Raw genomic sequence first — 24,366 nt, 5'->3', positions numbered from 1 at the left:
TCACAGCCGCATCGTTCCCTCGATTACCGTAACGCAGCGGCCGCGCAGAATCACCCGGTCGCCGGCCAGCGTGCAGTCCAGATGCCCGCCGCGCGCGCTTGCCTGGAAGGCGGTGAAACGGTTGCGACCCAAACGGGCGGCCCAATAGGGAGCGAGGACGGCGTGGGCCGATCCGGTGACGGGATCCTCGTCGACCCCGGCGCCGGGCGCGAAGGCGCGGCTCACGATGTCGGTGGCATCGTCGCCGGCATCGTCACCGGGCGCGGTGGCGATGAACAGGAAGTCGCCGAGTGCGGCCAGCGCGCGGAAATCGGGTGCGAGCGCGCGGATCTCGGCGGCGGTGCGATAGACCAGCAGCGCATAGCCGCTGTCGTGATGCAGCGCCTCGACCGGATCGCCGCCCATCGCCGCCGCGATGTCGGGCATCGCGCGCGGGGCGGGCGCCCAGACCGGCAGGTCGAGCGCATAGCCGTCGCCCGCACGCGACACCGCGAGAATGCCCGCCTTGCGCGTGGCGAAGGTGACGCGATCGCGGGTCGGATCGTCCCCCAGCATGACGTGGCCGGACGCGAGCGTGGCGTGGCCGCACATCGCCACCTCCACGGCGGGGGTGAACCACCGCAGGTCATGGTCCGCCGCACCCCCCGGCGTGGCGACGAGGAAGGCGGTTTCGGACAGGTTGTTCTCCGCCGCGATCGCCTGCAGCGTGGCGTCGGGCAGCCAGGCGTCCAGCGGCATCACCGCCGCCGGATTGCCGGTGAAGGGCCGGTCGGCGAAGGCATCGACCTGAACGAAGCGCGTGTCGGTCATGGGAACATCAGCCCCTCGGTCCAGCCCTGCGGGACGGCGGTGAACAGGCGGCGTTCGTGCAGCCGGTGCGCGCGATCCTGCCAGAACTCGATCCGGTCCGGCACCACGCGATAGCCCGACCAGTGCGGCGGGCGCGGCACGTCGCCGCCGGCGAAGCGCGTTTCCATGTCGGCGAAGCGCGCCTCGAACACGGCCCGCGATTCGAGCGGACGGGATTGTTCGGATGCCCAAGCCCCCAGCTGCGAATCGCGGCCGCGCGTGGCGAAATAGGCGTCGCCCTCGGCATCGCTCACCCGCTCCACCGGGCCTTCCACCCGCACCTGCCGGCGCAGCGACTTCCAGTGGAACAACAGGCCGGCGCGCGGGGCGGCGTGCAGATCGTTCGCCTTGCGGCTTTCCAGGTTGGTGTAGAACACGAAGCCGCGTGCATCGTGGCCCTTCAGCAGCACCATCCGCGCCGCCGGCTGGCCGCGCGCGTCCACCGTGGCCAGCGCCATCGCATTGGGATCGTTCGGCTCCAGCGCGGTGGCCTCGGCCAGCCAGCTTTCGAACAGGGCGTGCGGGTCGGACTGGCCTGGCATGGGAAACCTGTCGGGGAGGGATGACGCCTGTCTCCTTACGGGCATCGCGTGGCCGGCGGAAGCCGGACGCTTTACGTTGCACTGCCGCGACGCATGTGGTCCAAAGTCGGCATGATCCAGGCCGCTCTCCACCACCTTACCGCCTATCGCTACGAGCGCCCCGTGACGCTGGGGCCGCAGGTGATCCGGCTGCGCCCCGCGCCCCATTCCCGCACCGCGATCCCGAGTTATTCGCTGAAGGTGTTCCCCGAGAACCATTTCATCAACTGGCAGCAGGATCCGCACAGCAACTGGCTGGCGCGGATCAACTTTCCCGAGCCGGTGACGGAATTCCGCATCGAGGTGGACCTGCTGGCCGACATGGTCGTCATCAATCCGTTCGGCTTCTTCGTCGAGGATTATGCCCAGAAGCGGCCGTTCACCTATGCCGACACGCTGGCGGTGGACCTGATCCCCTATCTGGAAACCGAGCCGCAGGGGCCTTTGTTCGAGGCGCTGGTGGCCGAGTTCGCGGGGCGCGAGCAGGGGACGATCGACTTCCTCGTCGACCTGAACGCGACGGTGAAGGAGCGGATCGGCTACATCATCCGTCCCGAGGCCGGGATGCAGGAGCCGGAGCAGACGCTGCAACTGGGGCTCGGCTCCTGCCGGGACAGCGGCTGGCTGCTGGTGCAGCTGCTGCGCCGGCTGGGCTTCGCCTCGCGCTTCGTCTCGGGCTATTCGATCCAGCTGACGCCGGACGTGGTGGCGATCGAGGGGCCGAAGGGCGTCTCGCAGGATATCGTCGATCTGCACGCATGGGCCGAGGCCTATGTGCCGGGCGCGGGGTGGATCGGCTTCGACGCGACATCGGGGATGCTGGCGGGCGAGGGGCATATCCCGCTGGCCGCCACGCCGCACTATCGCTCCGCCACGCCGATCGACGGGACGTATTTCGGCGAGTATGTCGATTGCGATTTCCGCTTCGAGATGACGGTGCAGCGCATCGCCGAGGCGGTGCGGATCACGGCGCCGTTCACCGAGGCGCGCTGGGATGCGCTGGATGCGCTGGGCCAGCAGGTGGACGCCGATCTGGTCGCACAGGACGTGCGGCTGACGACCGGCGGCGAGCCGACGTTCGTGGCCGCCGATGACCCCGAGGCGGGCGAGTGGAACGGCGATGCGGTGGGGCCGACCAAGGCGCTGTTCGCCGACAGGCTGATCCGCATGATGCGCGAGGAATTCGCGCCCGGCGGGCTGATCCATCACGGGCAGGGCAAATGGTATCCGGGCGAGAGCCTGCCGCGCTGGGGCTATTCGGTCTACTGGCGGCGCGACGGCGTGCCGATCTGGCGCGATGCCGGGCTGATCGCGCGCAGCGCGGTGGAGGGCGCCCCGCTCGACGCGGACATGGCCGGGCGCCTGTTGCAGGCGATCGCGGACGGCCTCGGCATCGAGGCGGACAACGTGCAGCCGGCCTATGAGGACGGCATCGAATGGGCGGTGAAGGAAGCCTCGCTGCCTGAGAACACCGACCCGACCGACCCGCAGATCGAGGATCCGGAAGCGCGTGCGCGGATGGTGAAGGCGTTCGAGCGCGGTTTGTCCAAGCCGGTCGGCTACGTGCTGCCGGTGCAGCGGTGGAACGCGGCGGTGGTGCCCGATGCGCGCAAGGCGTGGCGCAGCGAGCGGTGGCGGGTGCGGCGTGGCAAGCTGTTCCTCGTCCCCGGTGATTCGGCGCTCGGTTATCGCCTGCCGCTCGGCTCGCTGCCCTACGTGAAGCCGTCCGATTATCCCTACCCCCACGTGCGCGACACGACCGAGCCGCGCGGGCCGCTGCCCGACTACCGCGATCAGGCCGCCCCGCCGCTGGCCGAGCCCGAGGGGCACGAGCAGCGCATCGAGCAGGTGGGCAACGCGCCCGGCGGCCGTGCCCCGCAGGATCGGGTGGAGCAGCACATCATCGAGGGCGCGGTGCGTACCGCCGTGACGGCCGAGCCGCGCGGCGACCACCTAGCCGTGTTCCTGCCGCCGACCGAGGCGCTGGAGGACTATCTCGACCTGGTCGCGCAGGTGGAGGCCGCGGCGCGCGCGCTGGCCGTGCCGGTGCGGATCGAGGGCTATGCCCCGCCGCCCGATCCCCGGCTTCAGGTGCTGCGCGTCACCCCCGATCCGGGGGTGATCGAGGTGAACATCCAGCCGGCATCGAGCTGGAACGAGACGGTGGCGATCACCGAGGGCGTCTATCGCATGGCGCGCGAGATCGGGCTGACCGCCGACAAGTTCATGATCGATGGCCGGTCGGTCGGCACCGGAGGCGGCAACCATCTGGTGCTGGGCGGGCAATCGGTGAACGATTCGCCGTTCATCCGCCGGCCGGACATGCTGAAGAGCTTCGTGCTTTACTGGCAGCGGCATCCGGCGTTGAGCTACCTGTTCTCGGGCATGTTCATCGGCCCGACCAGCCAGGCGCCGCGCATCGACGAGGCGCGGCACGACGGGCTGTACGAGCTGGAGATCGCGCTCGAACAGGTGCCGCTGCCGGGCGAGGGGGAGACGCCCGCGCCGTGGGTGGTCGATCGCCTGTTCCGCAACCTGCTGGTGGACGTGACGGGCAACACTCACCGCACCGAGATCTGCATCGACAAGCTGTATTCGCCCGACGGCCCGACCGGGCGGCTCGGCCTCGTCGAGTTTCGCGGGTTCGAGATGCCGCCCGAACCGAAGATGAGCCTCGCGCAGCAACTGCTGATCCGCGCGCTGACCGCCTGGTTCTGGCGCGAGCCGCAGGAGGGCGGGCTGGTGCGCTGGGGCACGCAGCTGCACGATCGCTTCCTGCTGCCGCATTTCGTGTGGGCCGATTTTCTCGACGTACTCGGCGACCTGCGCCGGGCCGGCTATGATTTCGATCCGAACTGGTTCGAGGCGCAGCGCCAGTTCCGCTTCCCCGTGCACGGCACGGTGACCGCGGGCGGCGTGGCGCTGGAGATCAGCCATGCGCTGGAGCCGTGGCACGTGCTGGGCGAGACCGGCGCGATCGGCGGCACGGTGCGCTACGTCGACAGCTCGACCGAGCGGTTGCAGGTGCGCGCGACCGGGCTGGTGCCCGAGCGGCATATCGTGGCGGTGAACGGGCGGGCGGTGCCGATGACGCCGACCGGATCGGGCGAGGCGGTGGGCGGCGTGCGCTACAAGGCGTGGGCGCCGGCCAATTGCCTGCATCCGCGCCTGCCGGCCAACGCGCCGCTGACCTTCGACCTGCTCGATCGGTGGAACGGGCGATCGCTGGGCGGCTTCGTGTATCACGTCGCGCATCCGGGCGGACGCAGCTACGACAATGTGCCGGTGAACGATTATGAGGCCGAGGCCCGCCGCCGCGCCCGCTTCGAGGATCAGGGGCACACCCCCGGCCCGATCGCGATGCCCCGGCCGGAGCGGGCCAGCGAGTTCCCGCTGACGCTGGATCTGCGCACGCCGGCGCCGAAGTAGCCGGATCGTGGCGACCGATCCCGTGGACCCTCGCCCCGGCATGCGCTGGGGCGAGGGCTGGCTGACCGATTACCGGGCGTCCGCCGGGCCGGACGATGTGCTGCGCGGCGACGAGGGGCGCGGCGGGCGCTGGTGGCGCACGCTGCTCGATGGCATCGCCAGCGTCTCCGGCGGCGACCTCGACCAGTTGCAGGATCGCATCGGCCGGCAGGTGAAGGAACTGGGCACCGCCTTCCGCCTGCCCGGCGAGGAGAACGAGCGGCCGTGGCCGCTGTCCGCCATTCCGCTGCTGATCGGCGAGGACGAGTGGACCGGGATCGAGGCGGGAATCTGCCAGCGCGCCGAGCTGCTCGAAGACATATTGAACGACGTCTATGGTGAACAGGCGCTGGTGCGCGACGGGGCGTTGCCGGCCGCGCTCGTCACCGGCAGCCCGCATTTCTGGCGATCGATGATCGGGGTGCCGCCGCCGGGCGGGCGGCGCCTGCACATCTACGCCGCCGATCTGGCGCGCGGACCGGATGGCGAGTGGCGGGTGCTGGCCGATCATGCCCGCACGCCCGCCGGTGCCGGCTATGCGCTGGAGAACCGGCTCGCCGCGTCGCGCGTGATGGGCACGTTGCAGGCGCGGCTGAACGTGCAGCGGCTGGCTCCCTTCTTCTCCGCCTTCCGCGCCGGTCTGGCCGGCGTCTGCCACCGCGACGAGCCACGCATCGCGCTGCTGACGCCGGGGCGCTACAACCAGAGCTATGCCGAGCAGGCGCATCTGGCGCGCTATCTGGGCCTGCTGCTGGTGGAGGGCGCCGATCTGGCGGTGCGCGACAACCAGCTGTTCGTCCGCACCATCGACGGGCTGAAGCGGGTCGATGCGCTGTGGCGGCGGATGGATTCGCGCTTTCTCGATCCGCTGGCGTTCGATTCGCATTCGGCGATCGGCGTGCCCGGGCTGATGGACGCGGTGCGCGCCGGCAACACGGTGATCGCCAACGCGCCGGGCGCGGGCGTGGTCGAATCAGCGGGCATGGCTGCCTTCCTGCCGGTGCTGGCGCGGCGGCTGACCGGCGAGAAACTGCGCCTGCCCAACATCGCGACATGGTGGTGCGGCCAACCGCGCGAACGCGCCAAGGTGGAGGCCTCCCTGGACCAGCTGGTTATCGGGCCCGCGTTCAGCGACCGGCCCGTCGGCCTGACCAACGGGCGCGGCGTGCTGGGTGCGCGGCTGGACGATGCGGCGCGCGCGGCGTTGCTGGCCGGCATGGCGCGGCGGCCGCAGGATTATGTCGGGCAGGAGATCGTGCATCTCTCCACCGTGCCGGCGGTGGCGGACGGGCGGCTGATCGCCCGCCCCTTCACCCTTCGGGTGTTCGCCGCGCGCGACGGGGCGGGCAACTGGACGGTGATGCCCGGCGGCTTCGCCCGGCTGGCGGACGACCCCGATCCGCGCGCGGCGGTGATGGGCGAGGGGGCGTTTTCCGCCGACGTCTGTATCGTCGGGCGGCAGCGGGTGGAATCGGTGTCGCTGCTGCCCGCCAACGTGGCGATCCGGCGCAATCCGGGCACGCTGCCCAGCCGGGCGGCGGACAATCTGTTCTGGCTCGGCCGCTATCTGGAGCGCGGCGAGGCGACATTGCGGCTCGTGCGTGCGGCGCTGGGCGGCACGATCGATGCGGTGGGCGGGGCCGCGCTGGTGCCCGCCACGCTCGACCGGTTGACCGGGTTGCTGATCTCCAGCGGCGCGGCGATCGATCCGCGCGAGGACGACGGAGAGGCACCCGCGCCCGATGTCCGCACGCTGGTGATCGAGGCGCTGGATGGCGAAGGCGGCGCCAGCGTGCGCTCGCTGCTCGGTTCGGTCCGCGCGATCGCCGAGGGCACGCGCGATCGCCTTTCGGCCGACGTGTGGCGACTGGTCGATGCGGCCCTGCCCGAGCGCGGCGACGATGATGTCGGCGGGTTGCTGGCGCGGGCCAGCGTGCTGCTCGAACGCTTCTCCGCGCTGGCCGGGCTGGCGGCGGAGAACATGGGCCGCACCGCCGGCTGGCGTTTCCACGATCTCGGCCGGCGGATCGAGCGGGGGGCGCTGGTGTGCCGGCAACTGCGCGCCTTCGCCGGCGACGAGGCCGGGGCGGACGATCTGACGACCCTGCTCGACCTCAACGACAGCCAGATCAGCTACCGCGCGCGTTACCTGACCGGGCTGGCGCTGGCGCCGGTGCGGGATCTGATCGCGCTCGATCCGTATAATCCGCGCTCGCTGGCGTTCCAGGTGGAGGCGGTGCGTGGCCATCTGGACGCGCTGCCGCGCCTGCGCGACGACGGCATGGCCGAGGAGCAGCAGCGGCTGGCGATCGAGCTGGACGCGCTCGTCTCGATGTCGCGCGCCGAGTCGCTCGGCACCAACGCGGTGATGGGGATCGAGAACCGGCTGATGGCGCTGTCCGATGCGATCGGCCGGCGCTTCTTCCTGCAGGACAACGAGACGATCCGCGCGGCGGGGATGACGCTGGCATGAGCGGATACGAACGATGACGACGATGCGCTACGACGTGAGCCACCGCACCCGCACCCGCTATGCCCGGCCGGTGCGCTTCACCCGCTGCAACCTGCGGCTGCGCCCGATCGAATGGGATGGGCAGGTGGTGGAGAGCCACGCCTTCCACGTCGAGCCGCGCGCCAGCTTCGGCGAGGCGCGCGACAGCGGCTATGCGGTGAACGTGACGCGGATGCTTATCGACCGGCCGGCGGGCGAGGTGGTGATCGACAGCCGGTTTCGCGTGACGGTGAACCGCCCCGTGCCCGACGTGCGCGCGGACGACCCGACCGTGGCGGAGGTGGGCGCGGCGGCGCGCGCCTCGCGCGATCTGGGGCCGACCGGGCCGGCGAGCTATCTGTTCGCCTCGCCGCTGATCGCGCTGGACCCCGCGATCGCCGATTATTGTGCGGCTGAACTCGATCCGGCGCGCGGCATCGTGGAGGCGGGTTTTGCGCTGACCCGGCGGATCTTCACCGATTTCCGCTATGACGGCACCGCCACCGAGGCCGATACGCCACCGGCCGAGGCGTTCGCCAAGCGGCATGGCGTTTGCCAGGATTTCGCCCAGATCATGATCGCGGGCCTGCGCGCCAGCGGGGTGCCGGCCGCCTATGTGAGCGGCTACCTGCGCACCATTCCGCCCGCCGGCAAGCCGCGCCTCGTGGGCGCGGACGCGACGCATGCGTGGGTGCTGATCTGGTGCGGGCCGGCGCGCGGGTGGATCGGTTTCGACCCGACCAACGATTGCGCGATGGCCGGCGACCACATCGTCACCGCGATCGGCCGCGATTATGCCGATGTCGCCCCAGTCGACGGCATCTTCCTGGGGGGCGGCCGCCAGAAGATCGACGTGTCGGTGGACGTGGCGCCGATCGAGGGCTGACGGCCGACCGCTTCAGGCGGCTTGTGCCGGCGCCGGGGCGGTGGTGGGGCTGGCCGGCTGCACGCGATGGCGCTGCACCAGCCGGTTCACGTAATCGAGCTTGCTCACGATCACCGGTGACAGATGGAACGGGTACAGGTCCGGCTGCCCCATGCTGCGGTTGATCGCGTTCAACGCGAACGAGAAGGGCACGATCTGCGCGATCAGCGCGTCGGTCGGCGCGGTGTACGGATCGAAGTCGACCAGCGCGCCGGGGTGCGCCTCCGGCCCCGGGAAGGGGGCCAGCGTGGCGCCGAAGCCGCCGATCGTCGCCAGCGTGTCGATGATGTGGAGCAGATGGGCGAACGTCTCGGCGAAATCCTCCCACGGATGCGAGGTGGCGTAGAAGCTGACGTAGTCGTCGGTCCACACCTTGCCGCTGCCGTAATGGTTCTGCAGCGCGGTGGCGTAATCGAGCGATTCATCGCCGAACACCTCGCGGAAGCCTGCGACCTCATCGGGGTCATACTGAATCAGGCGGGACCAGAAGTGGTGCCCCACTTCGTGACGGAAATGGCCGAGCAGGGTGCGATACGGCTCGCCCATGGCGCGGCGGACGCGCTCGCGCTCGACATCGTCGGCCTCGATCAGGTTGAGCGTGACGAGGCCACCATCGTGCCCGGTCAGGATCTGGGGTTGCCCCATCGTCTCGGCGGAAGGATCGTAGAGCAGATCGAAGGCAAGCCCCTGCGCCAGCCCGGCGGCGGCGGCCTCGCCCTGTGTTTCCAGCGGGATGCCGATCTTCATCAGCGTGTGGAACAGCCGCCGCTTGGCCGCCTCCACCTTGCCCCAGCGTTCGGGCACGGTGTCCACCGAGAGGTCGGGGATGGTGCGGTTGTGCCGGCAGGCGCGGCAATACGGGGTGTTCTCATCCAGCCCGACCAGCCAGTTGCATACCTCGTAGCCGTCGTTGTTGGCGCATGCCTGCACCTCGTGCGCGTCGCCGTTAGTGTCGCGCCATGTCGTGAGATTGTCGCCGAGGAACAGGAAGGCGCCAGCGCGCGGATCATAGCCCAGCGAGAATTGGCAGGCGGGGCATATGCGGACCTCGAAATGGACCAGGCGATCGCAGTTCGGGCAGGAGAATGGTGTCACGAGTTTGTCCCGCTTGTGATCTGGGTTGGTCCGCTGAACGTCACATTGCCCGAACGGTGCCATTCTGGCGTAAGATTATCACGCGACTGTCGGGGCTTGCGTTCGGCGGGCGGACTGCACATCTGGCTGTTGCGGATGTGCAACAGATGGCGATCCGCGCGACGACAGCGTAACGGGTGGCCATGGCGGATATCTATTCGAAACTCGGGGTGGAACGCGGCGCTGACGAGGCGACGATCAAGAAGGCGTATCGCAAGCTCGCCAAGGAGCTGCACCCCGATCGCAATCAGGACAATCCCAAGGCGGCGGAACGCTTTTCCGACGTGACGGCGGCCTACGATCTGCTGACCGACAAGGACAAGCGCGCGCGCTACGATCGCGGCGAGATCGACGAGCAGGGCAACCCCAAGGCGCCGTTCGGCTTCGGCGGCGGGGGCGGCGGCTTTCGCCCGAACGGTGGCCGCGCGGGCCAGCCGGGGTTCGAGTTCGGTGGTGAGGGCGGTGAGTTCGGCGACATCTTCGAGGGGATCTTCGGCGGCGGGCGCGGCGGTCGGGGCGGCGGATTCAATGCCGGGTTCGGCGGCGGCGGCGCGCGGCGGCCTGCCCCCAAGGGCGCGAACGTGGCCTACCGCCTGTCCGTGCCGTTCGAGGAGGCGGCCGCGCTGAAGCCGCAGCGGGTGACGCTGTCGGACGGCAAGACGATCGACATCAAGCTGCCCGCCGGCGTCGAGGACGGCACGCAGATGCGGCTTTCCGGCAAGGGCGAGGCGGGGGCGGGCGGGGCCGGCGACGCGATCCTGACGATCGAGATACGCCCCCACCGCTTCTTCACGCGCGACGGCGACGACGTGCGGCTGGACCTGCCGATCGGGCTGGACGAGGCGGTGAAGGGTGCGGCCGTGACCACGCCGACCGTGGAGGGCGCGGTGAAGCTGTCGGTGCCGAAAGGCGCAACATCGGGCAAGACGCTGCGGCTGAAGGGGCGCGGGTTCCACCGGAAGGATGGCGGGCGCGGCGACCAGCTGGTGACGCTGGCGATCGACATTCCGGCCGACGATGCCGCGTTGCAGGCGTTCGTCGAGGAATGGGAAGGCGCGGCGACACGCAACCCGAGGGCGGGGCTCGGCGTCTAGCCTCCCGATGCAGGATGTTTCCCCCGAGGCGCCGGAGGCGCGCGCACAGCGTGCCACGCTGCGCACCCGTCTGGACCGCGGGATCGAGCGCGTCGGGCCGGGCAGCAAGGCGTTCGCGGTCATCAAGCGGGTGGTTGTCGGCGTCTATTCCGATGGCTTCATCCACGCCGGCAACCTGGCCTATCTGGCGCTGCTGACGCTGTTTCCGTTCTTCATCATCCTGGCGGCGCTCGCGCAGTTCTTCGGCCACGGGCCGGATACGGCGCGCGCGATCGATTCGTTTCTGCGCACCGTCCCCTCCTCGGTCGCCGACCTGCTGCGCAAGCCGATCAACGACGTGTTGCTGGCGCGCACCGGATCTCTGCTGTGGCTGGGCGCGCTGGTGGGGCTGTGGACGGTCGGCAGCTTCATCGAGACGATCCGCGATATCCTGCGCCGCGCCTACGGCACCGGCTATTCGCGGGCGTTCTGGCATTATCGGCTCACTTCGGCGGCGATGATCATCGTCTCGGTCATCCTCGCGCTCGCCGCCTTCAGCGCGCAGGTGATGCTGACGGCGGCCGAGCAGTTCATCTATCGCCTGCTGCCGTTCGCCGCCGATCTGGGCGGGTGGATCGGCATCGGCCGGCTGGCGCCGCTCGCCATCCTGGCGCTGGCGCTCTACATCCTGTTCTATTCGCTCACCCCGTCCAAATACCGCATGTCCGACTGCCCGAAGTGGCCGGGCGCGGTGTTCACCGCGCTGTGGTGGATGTCGGTGACGATGGCGCTGCCCCGGGCGCTGGGGCTGCTGGGCGGGTACGACCTGACCTATGGTGGTCTGGCCGGCACGATCATCGCGCTGTTCTTCTTCTGGCTGGTCGGTTTCGGCCTCGTGATCGGCGCGCAGCTGAACGCGGCACTGGCGGAACCCCCCTCGCCTGGCGTAACGGAACCGGCGGTAACGGCTTGAGGGAGTTGAGATGGCTGGGCTGATGGCAGGCAAGCGCGGTCTGGTGATGGGGCTGGCGAACGATCGGTCGCTGGCCTGGGGCATCGCCAAGGCGCTGCATGCGCAGGGCGCCGAGATGGCGTTCAGCCATCAGGGCGAGGCGCTGGCCAAGCGCGTGCGCCCGCTGGCGGCCGAGGTCGGGTCCGACTTCCTGATCGATTGCGATGTCGGCGACATGGCCGATCTCGACGCCACCTTCGCCACGCTGGCGGAACGCTGGCCGACGATCGACTTCCTCGTCCACGCCATCGGCTTTTCGGACAAGAACGAACTGCGCGGGCTGTACGTGGATACCAGCCTCGACAACTTCCTGCTGACGATGAACATCTCGGTCTATTCGTTCGTCGCCGTCACCCGTCGCGCGCGGGCGATGATGCCGGACGGTGGCTCGATCCTGACGTTGAGCTATTACGGTGCCGAGAAGGTGGTGCCGCACTATAACGTGATGGGCGTGGCCAAGGCCGGGCTGGAAAGCAGCGTGAAATATCTGGCGATGGATCTCGGCCCCGAGAACATCCGCGTCAACGCCATCTCCGCCGGACCGATTAAGACGCTGGCCGCCAGCGGCATCGGCGATTTCCGCTATATCCTGAAATGGAACGAGCTGAACGCGCCCTTGCGCCGCAACGTGACGATCGAGGATGTCGGCGGGGCCGGCGTGTATCTGCTGTCCGATCTGGCGAGCGGGGTGACGGGCGAGATCCACCATGTCGATGCCGGCTACAACGTGATCGGCATGAAGGCGGAGGACGCCCCGGACATCGCGCTGGCATGACGCCCGCCTCGCCGTCCGCCCCGACCGTAATCGTCCGCGACGTCGCCGCGACCGACGTGCCGGCGGTCGATGCGCTGCTACGCGCCGCCTTCCCGCGTGAGGACGAGGCGCTGCTGGTGATGCGCTTGTGCGGCGATGGCGACATGGTGCTGGCGCTCGTTGCCGAGGATGAGGCAAGCCGCGCCGTCACGGGCATGGTGGCGTTCAGCCGGATGACGGTGGAATCGAACGGTGTGTCGGTGCCGGCGGTGGCGCTCGCCCCGCTGGCGGTGATCGCCTCGGCGCGCGGGCAGGGGGTCGGCGAGGCGCTGGTCCGCGCCGGGCTGGAGCGGCTGGAGGCGGCCGGCGTGGTGCTGTGCTTTGCGCTTGGCGACCCCGCCTTCTACGCTCGTTTCGGCTTCGATCCGGCGCTGGCGGCGGGCTATGCCTCGCCCTACGCCGGGCCGTATCTGATGGCGGCGGCATTGCAGGGCGGACTGGTGCCGTGCGGCCCACGTGGCGCCGCGACGCACGCCGCCGCCTTCGCCCGGCTGGAGAGCGAGGCATGAGCTTCAACACCTTCGGCCGCGTCTTCCGCTTCACCACCTGGGGCGAATCGCACGGACCGGCGCTGGGCGCGGTGGTGGACGGCTGCCCGCCCGGGCTGGCGCTGAGTGAGGCCGACCTGCAACCGTGGCTGGACAAACGCCGCCCCGGCACCAGCCGCTTCACCACGCAGCGGCAGGAGCCGGACACGGTGCGCATCCTCTCCGGCGTGTTCGAGGGACGGACGACCGGTACGCCGATCAGCCTGATGATCGAGAACGTCGACCAGCGATCGAAGGACTATTCGGAGGTCGCCAAGGCCTATCGGCCCGGCCACGCCGATTATGCTTACGACGCCAAATACGGCTTCCGCGACTATCGCGGCGGCGGCCGTTCCTCCGCGCGCGAGACGGCGGCGCGGGTGGCGGCGGGCGGCGTGGCGCGGGCGGTGATCCCCGAGGTCCGCATCCGCGCCTATCTGGTCGAACTGGGCGGCGATCCGATCGACCGGGCGGCGTTCGACGATGCGGAGATCGACCGCAACCCGTTCTTCTGCCCCGATGCCGGCGCGGTGGAGCGCTGGATCGAGGCGGTGGATACCGCGCGCAAGGCCGGATCGAGCCTCGGCGCGGTGATCGAATGCGTCGCCGAGGGGGTGCCGGCCGGTTGGGGTGCGCCGCTCTATGCCAAGCTGGACAGCGAACTGGCGGCGGCCTGCATGAGCATCAACGCGGTGAAGGGCGTTGAGATCGGCGACGGTTTCGCCGCCGCCCGGCTGACCGGCGAGACCAACGCCGATGCGATGCGGCCGGGCGGTGAGGGGCGTCCGCTGTTCGAGGCGAACCATGCCGGCGGCATTGCCGGCGGTATCGCGACCGGTCAGCCAGTGGTGCTGCGCGTGGCGCTGAAACCGACCTCCTCGATCCTGACGCCGGTGCCGACGATCGATCGCGATGGTGCCGCCGCCGAGATCCGTACCAAGGGCCGCCACGATCCGTGCGTCGGCATCCGCGCCGCGCCGGTGGTGGAGGCGATGGTGGCGCTGGTGCTGGCCGACCAGAAGCTGCTGCACCGCGCGCAGGTGGGCGGGGCGTAGCATCCTATCCTGTCGCCGCTCGTTGAACCGGGCGTAACAGGAGAGACGAACATGAATGGTTTCAAGCTTTTGACCCTGATGGCGCTGGCCGCGCCGGTGATGGCGACGGCGCAGGTCGGCCCCAATCCGGCGGTGAGCGGTGGGTCGCAGGATCCCACGTTGCGTGGCTCGGTCGACGCGACGACGGCACCGCAGGATGCGGGGATCGATCAGGGGCCGACCGGCAATGTCGTCAACCGCTCGATCGATACGCCGACGCGGCCGGCAGATGGCGGCGCGACAGTCGATGCCGACACGGGCACCGCGGTGACGGGAACGACGACCGGCACGAAGACGACCACGAAAGCGATGAAGAAGGCGGGGCGCGGGCGCTAGGCCCGAACCGTCAGCGGGCGGCGACCGGCGCCGGTTCGGGCGTGCCGTCGAGGCCGCCGCCCAGCGCAATGTAGAGACTTACCAGATTGTCCAGCTCGGCGCGGCGGGCACTGATGAGCGCCTGTTCCGCCTCGAATAGGTTACGCTCGGCGTCCAGCACCTCGATATAGTTCGCCACGCCGTTGCGGTACCGCGAGCGCGCCAGTTCGGCCAGTTTGCGCTGGGCGAGCGTGGCGCGCTGTTGCGCCTCGACCTGTTCGGCGAGGTAACGGCGGCCGGCGAGCGCATCGGCCACTTCCTGGAAGGCGGTCTGCACCGTCTTCTCGTAGGTCGCTACCGCGATATCCGCACGCGCGCGGGCCACGCTGAGGTTGCCCTCGCGGCGGCCCCAGTCGAAGATCGGCAGGCTGAGCGACGGGCCGACGTTCCACAGGAAGCTGCCGGACTTGAACAGATCCCCCAGCGCCGACGATGTGTAGCCGGCACTGCCGGTAAGCGTGATCGACGGGAAGAAGGCGGCCCTTGCGGCGCCAACATTGGCGCGGGCGGCGCGCAACTGTTCCTCGGCGGACAGGATATCGGGCCGGTTGTCGAGCAACTCGGAGGGCAGGCCCGGCGCGATGTCGCGCGTGATCGGTTGCTGGGCGGTGGCAAGCGCGGGCGGCAGGTCGGCCGGGATCGGCTGGCCGAGCAGCACCGCCACGGCATCGCGCGTCTGCGCGAGCTGGAGGCGCAGGGCGGCGAGCGCGGTTTCGGCCTGCGTCAGCAGCGTTTCGGCCTGGCGGTAATCGAGCGCGGAGGTGACGCCGGCATCGAGCCGCAGCTTGGCGATCCGCAGACCCTCGATCCGGCTCTTGACCGTCGCCTCGGCGATCTCGATCCGCTCGATATATTCGCGCGCCTGAAGATAGTTCATCGCCACGTCGCGAATCAGCGAGAGGCGGAAAGCGCGTTCGGCGACCACGGTGGACAGGTAGTTCGCCCGCGCCGCCGCAGTGAGATTGGCGACGCGGCCCCAGAAATCCAGTTCGAACGAGGAGACCCCGACGTTCACCGAATACTGGTTGTAGGTGAAGCCGGAGACGCCGCCGGTGGTGCCGCCATCGGTGCCGGTGACGATGCCGTTCGCCCCCAGCGAATTGACTCCGATACGGTTGCGCGTGGCGCTGCCGCCCAGATTGAGCGTCGGCAGCCGGTCCGCGCCCTGGATGCGGTACTGGCCGCGCGCCTCGGCGATACGGGCGACGGAGACCTTGAGGTCGCGGTTGTTCTGCAACGCGATGGCGATGATCGCCTGCAACCGGGGATCGGTGAAGAACGTGCGCCACGGGATCGCGGTGGCGCGGCGGGTGCCGATCTCCGGGCGATATTCCGCCTGGTAGGCGGGCGCCACCGGCAGCGGGCCGCGCGTGTGCGGCGGCGCCAGCGAACAGGCGGACAACGCCGTGGCGGCGAGCAGGATGGCGATGTTACGCATTGGCGGGTGCCGTTGGGGTGTCATGGTTGCCCGGTGGCGTACGCGGCGGGTCTTCCGCCGTGCTGTCGGCATGGCCGGCGGCATGCGGCTGTTTGCGGGTAAGCCAGCGGCGCACGGCGATGTAGAACACCGGGATGAAGAAGATGCCGAGGATGGTGGCGGTAATCATCCCGCCCATCACGCCCGTGCCCACCGCGCGGCGGCTGGCGGCGCCGGCCCCGCTGGCGAGGAACAGCGGCACCATGCCGAGCACGAAGGCGAGCGAGGTCATGATGATCGGCCGCAGCCGCAGCTTGACCGCCTGCATCGTGGCATCCAGCACGCTGTCGCCCTCCGCCTCGCGCTCGATCGCGAATTCCACGATCAGGATCGCGTTCTTGGCGGCGAGGCCGATGATCGTGATGAGGCCGACGTTGAAATAGACATCGGCGGACATGCCCCGGAACATGGTGAACAGCACCGCGCCCAGGATACCGAGCGGCACGACCAGCAGCACCGCCAGCGGCACCGTCCAGCTTTCGTAGAGCGCGGCCAGCAGCAGGAAGACCACGACCAGCGACAGCCCGAGCAGCCCGGCGACCTGGCCACCGGCCGCCTTCTCCTCGAAGGCGGTGCCGGTCCATTCATAGGTGTAGCCGCCGGGCAGCTTGGCCGCCAGCTTCTCCATTTCGGCCAGCGCCTCGCCCGTCGAGCGGCCGGGGGCCGGCGTGCCGGAGATCGTCGCCGCCGAGTAGCCATTATACCGCTGGAGCTGCGGCGGGCCGGATTCCCAGCTTGCGCTGGTGAAGGCGCTGAACGGCACCATCTCGCCCGTCGTATTGCGCACGCGCAGGTTCAGCACGTCCTCCGGCGTCATGCGGAAGGGAGCATCGGCCTGGAGCAGCACGCGCAGCACGCGACCCTCGCGGTTGAAGTCGTTGGCATAAGCGGAGCCGAAGGCGATCGAGAGCGTGGCGTTCACGTCGGCGATGGCCAGCCCCAGCGCGCGGGCGCGGACCCGATCGATCAGCACCCGCAGCTGCGGCGCGTCTTCCATGCCCTCGGGGCGGACGCCGGCGAGCACCGGGCTCTGCGATGCCATGCCGAGCAGCTGGTTGCGCGCCGCGATCAGCGCCGCATTGCCGTTGCCCTCGCGATCCTGCAGCTTGAAGGTGAAGCCGCTGGCGTTGCCGAGTTCCTGGATCGGCGGGGGCGACAGGGTGAAGATCTGCGCCTCGGGGATCGCCATCAGCGTTTGCATCGCCTTGCCGACGAGCGTCGTGGCCGAGTTCTCGGTGCCGCTGCGCTCTTCCCACGGGTGCAGCACGGTGAACATCATCGCGGCATTCTGGCCCTGGCCGAAGAAGCTGAAGCCGCGCACGAGGACGGTGTCCTTCACCTGCGGCTGCTTGGCGTAGAATGCCTTCATCTTCGTCAGCGCCTCGTCCGTGCGCTCGAGGGTGGCGCCGGGGGGCGCCTGGACGACGGAGATCAGATAGCCCTGATCCTCGGTGGGCAGGAAGCCGCCGGGCACGCGCGTGAACAGGAAGCCGGTCAGCCCCACGAGCAGCAGGAACACGGCCAGCCAGCGCAGCGGCCGCTTGAGCATGCCGCCGACGCGCCGCTGGTAGCGATCGGTGGTACGGCCGAACCAGCCGTTGAAACGGTCGAAGAAGCGCGTGGCGAAGGCGAAACGGCCGGGCTTCTTGTCCGGGTCGTGCGGCTTCAGCAGCGTGGCGCACAGCGCCGGCGTGAGGGTGAGGGCCAGCAGCGCCGAGAAGGCGATCGACACGATGAGGGTGATCGAGAACTGCCGGTAGATGCCGCCGGTGGACCCGGGGAAGAAGGCCATCGGGATGAACACCGCCATCAGCACCAGCGTGATGCCGATGATCGCGCCGGTGATCTGGTCCATCGCCTTGATCGTCGCCTCGCGCGGGCCGAGATGTTCCTCGGCCATGATCCGCTCGACATTCTCGATCACCACGATCGCGTCGTCGACCAGGATGCCGATCGCCAGCACCATGCCGAACAGGCTGAGCACGTTGATCGAGAAGCCGAACAGCCACAGCCCCAGGCATGCGCCGGCCAGCGCGATGGGCACCACCAGCGTGGGGATCACGGTGGAGCGCCAGTTCTGGAGGAACAGGAACATCACGACGAAGACGAGCGCCATCGCCTCGATCAGCGTCTTGACAACCTCGTCGACCGAGGCGGTGATGAACGGCGTGACATCGTAGGGGCTGGACCAGGCGACATCCGCCGGCAGCGTCTTCTCAAGCTCCTTCAGCCGGGCGGTGACGCCCTTGGCGGTGGCGAGCGCGTTGGCGCCAGGCACGGTCTGCACCGCGATGCCGGCCATCGGCCGCCCGTTCAGCTCGTTGCTGCTGGTGTAGGTCTGCGCGCCCAGCTCCACGCGCGCGACATCGGCGAGGCGCACCGTGGAGCCATCGGGATTGGCGCGCAGGATGATGTTCTCGAACTGCTCCGGGTTGGTGAAGCGGTTCTGGGTGACGATCGTGGCGTTGATCTCCGCACCCTTGGCGGTCGGCTGGTCGCCGATCTGGCCGCCGGCCGTCTGGCTGTTCTGCTCCTGCACCGCGGCCAGCGCCTCGGCGGCCGACAGCTTGAAGTTGGCCAGCTTGTCCGGATCGAGCCAGATCCGCATCGCATATTCGGAGCCGAACAGGCGCAGATCGCCCACCCCGTTCACCCGGCGCAGTTCGTCGAGGATCTGGGTGTTGGCGACGTTGCCCAGCTCCAGCGCCGACATCGTGCCGCTCTTGGAGGTGAGCGCGACGATCATCAGGAAGCCCGACGACGCCTTGTTGACGAGGATGCCCTGACGGCGGACCTCCTCGGGCAGGCGCTGCTCCACGCGGGTCAGGCGGTTCTGCACCTCGGTCTGCGCGACGTCGAGGTCGGTGCCCGCCTTGAATGTGAGCGTGATGGTGGCGGTGCCGTTCGACTGGCTGGTCGACGACATGTAGAGGAATCCCTCGACGCCGTTCAGCTCCTGCTCGATGATCTGGGTGGCGTTCTGCTCCAGCGTCTGCGCGTCGGCACCCGGATAGGTGACGCCGATCGTCAGCGAGGGCGGGGCGACCGTAGGGTAGTTCTCGATCGGCAGCACGCGCAGGGCCATCAATCCGGCAAGCGCGATGCCGAGGGCGATGACCCAGGCGAAGACCGGGCGGTCGATGAAGAAGCGGGCGATCACGAGCGGGCGATCACTGGCGCGGGGTGGCGGGGGCGGCCGCCGGGCGCGCCGCCGGACGCGCCGGGGGGGCGATGCGCACGGGGGCGCCCGGGCGCACCTTCTGCAGGCCGTTCACGATCACCCGGTCACCTGCCTTCAATCCCTCGCGCACCACCCATTCGTTGCCCTGCAGTTCGCCGAGGCGGACGGGGCGGGGGGCCGCGATGTTGTTCTTGCCGATCACGAAGACGGAGGCACCCTGCGGGCTGATCTGAACCGCGCGCTGCGGCACGGAAAGGCCGCGCGTCAGCACGCCACCTTCCACCCGCGCGCGGACGAACTGGCCGGGCAGCAGCACCGACTGCGGATTCGGGAATTCGGCACGGATCGAGACGGTGCCCGTCGTCTCGTCCACCGACATGTCGAGGAAGTCGAGGTGGCCGGCGGGGCCGTAGCGCGTGCCGTCGTCCAGCTCGAGCGTGACGCGGATGCGATCGAGCGAGGGCGCGCGGATGGCGCCGCTGGCGATGCCGGCGCGCAGCTTGAGCAGTTCGCCGCGCGACTGCGAGAAGTTGACGTACACCGGGTTGAGCTGCTCGACCGTCGTCATCAGGGTGGCGGAGCTGGCGCTGACCAGCGCACCCTCCGTCACCTGCGCGCGGCCCGCGCGGCCGGCGATCGGTGCGGTGACGGTGGTGTAGGTGAGGTCGAGCCGGGCGCGTTCCACCTGCGCGCGGGCGCTGGCGGCATCCGCGTCGCTCTGGCGGCGCTGGGCGACGGCGGCGTCATATTCCTGCCCGCTGATCGCCTGCTGGCCCACCAGCGGGCCATAGCGGCGCGCGACCTGCGCCGCGTTGAGCGCGGCGGCGTCGGCGCGGGCCAGCGCTGCACGGGCGGCATTGTAGGCGGCCTGGTTCTGGCGCGGATCGATGCGGAACAGCGGCTGGCCGGCGCGCACGTCCGTACCTTCCTCGTACAGCCGGCGCTCGACGATGCCGTCCACGCGGGCGCGGACCTCGGCGGTGCGGACCGCCTGCACGCGGCCCGGCAGCTCGACCACGTTGGAAACCGGGTGCGGCGCGAGGGTGACGACCTCCACCAGCGGTGGCGGGGGAGCGGGCTGCTCCTTCTTGGCGCAGCCCGACAGTGCGGTTGCGAGCAGGAGGAGGGGGAGAGCCGACCGGCGTTGAACTGACATTCCGCTGCAATACCTCTTGCCGCATGGTCGCAGCAACGACCGAACCTTGCCGCGATGTGTAAGCCTCGCTACACTTCCCGTCAACGCTGATATTGCAGTGCGGCATCCAGGGGCGGGATGAAAATGACGAGCGGGGAAGGGGATCTGCCGGACCGGCGCGCACGCCGTCGCGCGGCGATGATCGATGCCGGGCGGACGCTGTTCATGGAGCAGGGCTACGATGCGGTGTCGCTCGCGGCGATCGTGCGGCGATCGGGCGGGTCGCTTTCCACCTTCTATGCCGTTTTCGAGAACAAGGCGGGGCTGCTGCGCGCGATCGTGGCCGAGGAACGGTTCGAGGGGATCGAGCGACTCGATGCGCTGGTGGCGCGCGGCGGATCGCCGGCCGGGCTGCTGCGCGCCATCGCCGAGTCGATCCACGCCGACCTGGCCCGGCCCGAGATGATCCGGCTGATGCGCGTGGTGATGGCGAAATCGCTCGATGACGCGGCGTTCGCCCATGCGATCTACGAGAATGCCCACCAGCCCCGCGTGGAATGGCTGGCGCGGCTGTTCGCGCGGTGGGACCAGGCGGGCGCGGCGCGCATCCCCGATCCGATGATGGCGGCGCAGTTCTTCCTCGGCATGACGCTGCATGCGGCCCAGACCCGCGCGCTGTTCGGCGACCGGGCCGGCTTGCAGGAACGAACCGAGGCGCAATGCCTGACCAGCGCGGTGGAGGTGTTCGTCGCGGGCTATGCGATCGCCGCGGGGAACGCGGGGAGGGCGGCATGACCATGATGATCCCCGCCGCCACCCTCGTGCTGTTCCGCCCCGGCGCGGACGGCGTCGCCGAAGTGCTGATGATGGAGCGGGCCGGCGGCATGGCGTTCGCTGCCGGTGCGATGGTGTTCCCGGGCGGACGGGTGGACCCCGGCGACCACGCGGTGGCCGCCGGCATGGCGGCCGGGTGCGATCCGGAGTCGGCGGTGGCGCGGGTGGCGGCGGTGCGCGAGACGATCGAGGAGGTCGGCATCGCAGTGGGGCTGGTGCCGGCGCCCGATGCCGCCTCGGTTGCCCGGTTGCGCGCCGGGCTGGCGGCGGGGCAGGATTTCGGCGGGTTGCTGGCCGGGGAGGGGCTGCGGCTGGAGGCGGACGCGCTCACCCCGTTCGCCCGGTGGCGCCCGAATGCACCCGAGCGGCGCAATTTCGATACGCTGTTCTTCGTGGCCGAGGCGCCGGCGGACGCCATCGCCTCGGCCGACGGCGGCGAGAGCGTGCGCGTGACGTGGGCGACACCGCAGGCGCTGCTGGACGCGGCGGACGCGGGCCACCATCATGTGATCTTTCCCACCCGGCGCAATCTGGAACGGCTGGCGCAACTCTCGACGATCGCGATCGCGCGGGCCCATGCCGCCGACCATCCCGTGACGGTCATCACGCCGTTTCTGGAAATGCGCGAGGGCGAGGAATGGCTCTGCATTCCAGAGGGGTGCGGCTATCCGGTGACGGCCGAACCGATGTCCCGCGTGCGGCGCGGCTGACCCGGCGAGGCGGCGGCGCGCCGTGGTGCCCCTACGGGTGCGGGCCGGGCTTCACTGGTTCGCCCCGATCGGATCAGGGGGTCGATTCGGCGGTGGCGAGGCGGCGGTCCGGTGCGGGCGACCATGTGATGACCGTATCGAGCGGGGCGTAGGTGAGCTGCGTCGCCGGCCGGGCGCGGGCCTGCCATGCCGCCAGATCGCGGCGGTAGGTATCGTAGGCGCGATAGAAATCGAGGAACGGAGCCTCGAGCCGGGGCAGCGCGGTGGCGGCGAAGGCGGAGAAATCGGCGGCCGGCATGGCGGCCGCCTCGCCGGCGACCTGCGTGGCGATCGTGCAGAAGCGGGTCTTGGCGGGCGGCTGGGCGAAGAAATTATAAACCTGCGTCATCCGCCGGTCATGCACGTCGCGCCAGTCCTTGCCGCCGGCGGCGCGGGTATCGGCCTCGGTGCGGGCATAGGCGGTGGCGAGCACCTTGCGCTTGTCCGCGAGGAGACGGTTGTAGTCGGCGATCAGCGTGGCCTCCGCCGGGCCGCGGCAGCCGAGCGCCGCCACGTTCAGCGCGGCGCGCACGTGCCATATCGTGGCGGCCCGACCGAGACCGCTGTTCGGCGTACGGTAGCGCCCTTCGGCGTCGGTGACGGGGATGGTGAGCCCGGCCGAGGCCCCGGCGGGCGGCAGCGGTGCCGCGGTAACCGGCGGCGGGGCGACGGCGACGGCCCCGGGGCGGGTGACGCTGGCACACGCCGGCAACAAGGCGAGCGCGGCGAAAGCCGTCGCCAGCGGGGCCATGCCCGGTTCCCGTATCCTCATGCCCCGACTCCCCCCGGTCAATCGGGGCCAAGGATGACATGATGGCCGGCAGAGTCGAGAGGGTAAGACCGAGTCGGTCAGTCGCGCGGGTGACGGCGCTCCGGTCCGGTATAATCGGCATCCGAGCCGGCGACGCGGCGATCATAGGCCTTCAACTGCCGGCCCAGCCACGCGATATCGACGCTTTCCGCCTCGGCCAGCGCCTGCAGCGAGCCGAGTTCGATATATCGCTGCTTCAGCGCCGAGAGGGGTTTGGCCGACCCGATCGGCGCCCTGCTCCAGAAACCCATCGCTACCTCCCTGATCCGTGGCCTGATCCGTTCCGGAGATATCGCGGGTAAATGTTTACGGCCTCTTAAGGTGCGGCGACGGCCCGGTCCGCTGCGCCACAGCATATCCGGCGGATCAGCGCAGTTGCTCCCGGTCATTAACGCGCGGTACACTTCGGTGCTGCGGCCGGGACGAAAGTCCAAAAGAGACTTCGCAGGAGAGAGATGCGTCGGCGCTATGCCGATATATTCGCCGGTCGCAGCACCCTTTGAAAGCGACCCCACACGATTGCGTCTCGTGCAATCGCATGGGATCGCTTTGCAATTGCGGGAATCGGTGCTGCGGTGCACAAAGATCGAGCCTTTCAGGCATCCTCTCCTAAAACTTCAGGGGCAGGCTTTCGAGCCGGCCCCTTTTTTTTGCCTGCCGCAGATCGATCGAGGACATCGTATCTGCCGGCGGCCGTGGGTGGGATCCGACGACGCGGTGCGACACGATCATCAGGCGCCCTTGCCATGCAGGGATAGCGCGGTATCCCGAACGGGGCGACCGTCGCCCGAGATCCTCGCGGAAACAGCCCCATGCCCGCCGCCCGTGCCGATGCCCGATGGTCCGACGCGCTGCTTTCCACGGTGGCGCTGTGGCTGTTCGTGCTGCTGATCTTCCTGCCCGTCATCATGGCCCGCCATGCCGGCGAAGGGTGGCAGGGCGTGGCGCTCGACGGATCGACGGTCTTCGTCTCGATGGTGTTCGCGCTGCCGCTGTTCGCGTTGTTCCGCACAGTCGCGGCCTGGCCGCGCGTCCGCCGGTTGCCCGCACTGGCCGTGGCGATCCTGCTGACGGCGGCGGCGCAGACGGCGTTCGACTTCGTCTTCACCGGCTGGATCGCCGAGAACTTCCGTCGTGCCTGGAGCCATCTGCCACGCGACATGGCGCGGGCTTCGGGCGCGCTGCTGAACTATCTCTTCGTGTTCAGCGTGAATGTGGGGCTGTTCCAGCTCTCCCTCTCGCGCCGCCGCGCGCTGACGCAGGAGCGCCAGCTGGCCGCCGCCCGCGCCGCCACCCAGCAGGCGCAACTGGAGGCGCTGCGGCTGCAACTGAACCCGCATTTCCTGTTCAACACGCTGAATGCGATTTCCGCGATGATCGTGACCCGGCGGAACGAGGAGGCGGAGCTGATGACCGACAAGCTGTCCGCCTTCCTGCGCTCGTCGCTGGCGTTCGATCCGACGGCGCTGGTGCCGCTGGACGACGAACTGGAACTGACCCAGGATTATCTCGAGATCGAGGGCGTCCGCTTCGGCGACCGGCTGCGGGCGGACATCCGCTGCGCGCCGGAGGCCTGCAAGCTGCTGGTGCCGGGGCTGCTGATCCAGCCGCTGGTGGAAAACGCGATCAAATACGGCGTCGCCCGATCGAACACCCCGGTCACGATCGCGATCCGGGCGATGCGCGAGGGGGCCAATGCGCCGGTGGGTCAGCTGACGGTAGCCGGGGGGATGGCCGCGCCCGCCGACCACCGCACGATCCGCGGCCGGCTGTACGACGCGCGCGAGACCCGGGCGCCGGGGTCGGTGATGGTCTTGTTCCACGGCAGCGGCTTCG

Annotated in this window: 20 protein-coding genes; 12 read left to right on the top strand and 8 right to left on the bottom strand. The window is 69.7% G+C overall.

What is annotated here, in order from left to right; genetic code table 11:
* Both FOY91_RS09990 and pdxH read right to left on the bottom strand, forming a co-directional pair.
* Complete coding sequence (locus FOY91_RS09990; protein WP_145150850.1) at positions 1 to 810, bottom strand: PhzF family phenazine biosynthesis protein; 810 nt, start codon at positions 808 to 810, stop codon at positions 1 to 3.
* Complete coding sequence (gene pdxH, locus FOY91_RS09985) at positions 807 to 1,391, bottom strand: pyridoxamine 5'-phosphate oxidase (RefSeq protein WP_145150847.1); 585 nt, start codon at positions 1,389 to 1,391, stop codon at positions 807 to 809. The genes FOY91_RS09990 and pdxH overlap by 4 nt, the downstream gene beginning before the upstream one ends.
* Positions 1,392 to 1,502: 111 nt before the next feature.
* Here pdxH and FOY91_RS09980 point away from each other — a divergent pair, with 111 nt between their 5' ends.
* The 3 genes from FOY91_RS09980 to FOY91_RS09970 are packed head-to-tail and all read left to right on the top strand — an operon-like array spanning position 1,503 to position 8,275.
* Entirely contained in the window at positions 1,503 to 4,859 is a 3,357-nt protein-coding gene (locus FOY91_RS09980; protein WP_145150844.1) for a transglutaminase family protein, read from the top strand.
* Positions 4,860 to 4,899: 40 nt separating this feature from the next.
* Positions 4,900 to 7,371 carry a circularly permuted type 2 ATP-grasp protein gene (locus FOY91_RS09975; protein WP_145150888.1) on the top strand — a complete coding sequence of 824 codons (2,472 nt, stop codon included), beginning with the start codon at positions 4,900 to 4,902 and terminating at the stop codon, positions 7,369 to 7,371.
* Positions 7,372 to 7,393: 22 nt separating this feature from the next.
* Positions 7,394 to 8,275 carry a transglutaminase family protein gene (locus FOY91_RS09970; protein ID WP_145150885.1) on the top strand — a complete coding sequence of 294 codons (882 nt, stop codon included), beginning with the start codon at positions 7,394 to 7,396 and terminating at the stop codon, positions 8,273 to 8,275.
* A 12-nt stretch (positions 8,276 to 8,287) separates the two neighbouring features.
* Here FOY91_RS09970 and FOY91_RS09965 read toward each other — a convergent pair whose 3' ends face one another.
* Positions 8,288 to 9,409: a zinc-binding metallopeptidase family protein gene (locus FOY91_RS09965; protein WP_145150841.1), complete on the bottom strand. Its 1,122-nt coding sequence runs from the start codon at positions 9,407 to 9,409 to the stop codon at positions 8,288 to 8,290.
* Positions 9,410 to 9,591: 182 nt separating this feature from the next.
* Between FOY91_RS09965 and FOY91_RS09960 the strand changes: the two genes are divergently transcribed.
* The 6 genes from FOY91_RS09960 to FOY91_RS09935 are packed head-to-tail and all read left to right on the top strand — an operon-like array spanning position 9,592 to position 14,304.
* The gene (locus FOY91_RS09960) at positions 9,592 to 10,542 is read left to right on the top strand and encodes a DnaJ C-terminal domain-containing protein (protein WP_145150838.1); all 951 of its coding nucleotides are present in this window, start codon (positions 9,592 to 9,594) and stop codon (positions 10,540 to 10,542) included.
* A gap of 7 nt (positions 10,543 to 10,549) precedes the next feature.
* Positions 10,550 to 11,494, top strand: coding sequence for a YihY/virulence factor BrkB family protein (locus FOY91_RS09955; protein WP_145150834.1), 945 nt, complete (start codon positions 10,550 to 10,552; stop codon positions 11,492 to 11,494).
* 10 nt (positions 11,495 to 11,504) lie between these two features.
* Positions 11,505 to 12,308 (top strand): enoyl-ACP reductase FabI, encoded by an 804-nt coding sequence (gene fabI / locus FOY91_RS09950; protein WP_145150831.1) that lies wholly within the window; start codon positions 11,505 to 11,507, stop codon positions 12,306 to 12,308.
* A complete protein-coding gene (locus tag FOY91_RS09945) occupies positions 12,305 to 12,856 on the top strand; it encodes a GNAT family N-acetyltransferase (protein ID WP_145150828.1) in 552 nt (183 codons plus the stop codon). Before fabI ends, FOY91_RS09945 begins: the two co-directional genes overlap by 4 nt.
* The gene (gene aroC / locus FOY91_RS09940; RefSeq protein ID WP_145150825.1) at positions 12,853 to 13,929 is read left to right on the top strand and encodes a chorismate synthase; all 1,077 of its coding nucleotides are present in this window, start codon (positions 12,853 to 12,855) and stop codon (positions 13,927 to 13,929) included. Before FOY91_RS09945 ends, aroC begins: the two co-directional genes overlap by 4 nt.
* A 51-nt stretch (positions 13,930 to 13,980) precedes the next feature.
* Positions 13,981 to 14,304, top strand: a complete 324-nt coding sequence (locus FOY91_RS09935) for a hypothetical protein (protein ID WP_145150822.1) — start codon at positions 13,981 to 13,983, stop codon at positions 14,302 to 14,304.
* A 10-nt stretch (positions 14,305 to 14,314) separates the two neighbouring features.
* On the opposite strand, the gene FOY91_RS09930 is transcribed toward FOY91_RS09935, so the two are convergent.
* The 3 genes from FOY91_RS09930 to FOY91_RS09920 are packed head-to-tail and all read right to left on the bottom strand — an operon-like array spanning position 14,315 to position 20,157.
* Positions 14,315 to 15,781, bottom strand: coding sequence for an efflux transporter outer membrane subunit (locus FOY91_RS09930; RefSeq protein WP_145150819.1), 1,467 nt, complete (start codon positions 15,779 to 15,781; stop codon positions 14,315 to 14,317).
* A complete protein-coding gene (locus tag FOY91_RS09925; RefSeq protein ID WP_145150882.1) occupies positions 15,774 to 18,977 on the bottom strand; it encodes an efflux RND transporter permease subunit in 3,204 nt (1,067 codons plus the stop codon). Before FOY91_RS09925 ends, FOY91_RS09930 begins: the two co-directional genes overlap by 8 nt.
* Before the next feature lie 13 nt (positions 18,978 to 18,990).
* The gene (locus tag FOY91_RS09920; protein WP_145150816.1) at positions 18,991 to 20,157 is read right to left on the bottom strand and encodes an efflux RND transporter periplasmic adaptor subunit; all 1,167 of its coding nucleotides are present in this window, start codon (positions 20,155 to 20,157) and stop codon (positions 18,991 to 18,993) included.
* A 123-nt stretch (positions 20,158 to 20,280) separates the two neighbouring features.
* On the opposite strand from FOY91_RS09920, the gene FOY91_RS09915 reads away from it, so the two are divergent.
* Positions 20,281 to 20,931 carry a TetR/AcrR family transcriptional regulator gene (locus FOY91_RS09915; protein ID WP_162527198.1) on the top strand — a complete coding sequence of 217 codons (651 nt, stop codon included), beginning with the start codon at positions 20,281 to 20,283 and terminating at the stop codon, positions 20,929 to 20,931.
* The gene (locus FOY91_RS09910; RefSeq protein WP_145150808.1) at positions 20,928 to 21,680 is read left to right on the top strand and encodes an NUDIX hydrolase; all 753 of its coding nucleotides are present in this window, start codon (positions 20,928 to 20,930) and stop codon (positions 21,678 to 21,680) included. Before FOY91_RS09915 ends, FOY91_RS09910 begins: the two co-directional genes overlap by 4 nt.
* Positions 21,681 to 21,753: 73 nt before the next feature.
* Here the strand turns inward: FOY91_RS09910 and FOY91_RS09905 are convergent, their stop codons facing one another.
* Both FOY91_RS09905 and FOY91_RS09895 read right to left on the bottom strand, forming a co-directional pair.
* Positions 21,754 to 22,491: a hypothetical protein gene (locus tag FOY91_RS09905; RefSeq protein WP_162527197.1), complete on the bottom strand. Its 738-nt coding sequence runs from the start codon at positions 22,489 to 22,491 to the stop codon at positions 21,754 to 21,756.
* 77 nt (positions 22,492 to 22,568) lie between these two features.
* The gene (locus FOY91_RS09895; RefSeq protein ID WP_145150802.1) at positions 22,569 to 22,781 is read right to left on the bottom strand and encodes a hypothetical protein; all 213 of its coding nucleotides are present in this window, start codon (positions 22,779 to 22,781) and stop codon (positions 22,569 to 22,571) included.
* Positions 22,782 to 23,342: 561 nt separating this feature from the next.
* Here FOY91_RS09895 and FOY91_RS09890 point away from each other — a divergent pair.
* On the top strand, positions 23,343 to 24,366 hold a 1,024-nt coding region (locus FOY91_RS09890), incomplete at its 3' end, for a sensor histidine kinase (protein ID WP_145150799.1).

This window comes from Alterirhizorhabdus solaris, assembly GCF_007785815.1.
In the GTDB taxonomy this organism is placed as follows: Bacteria; Pseudomonadota; Alphaproteobacteria; order Sphingomonadales; family Sphingomonadaceae; genus Alterirhizorhabdus; species Alterirhizorhabdus solaris.
This window is presented reverse-complemented; position numbering and strand designations above follow the sequence as displayed.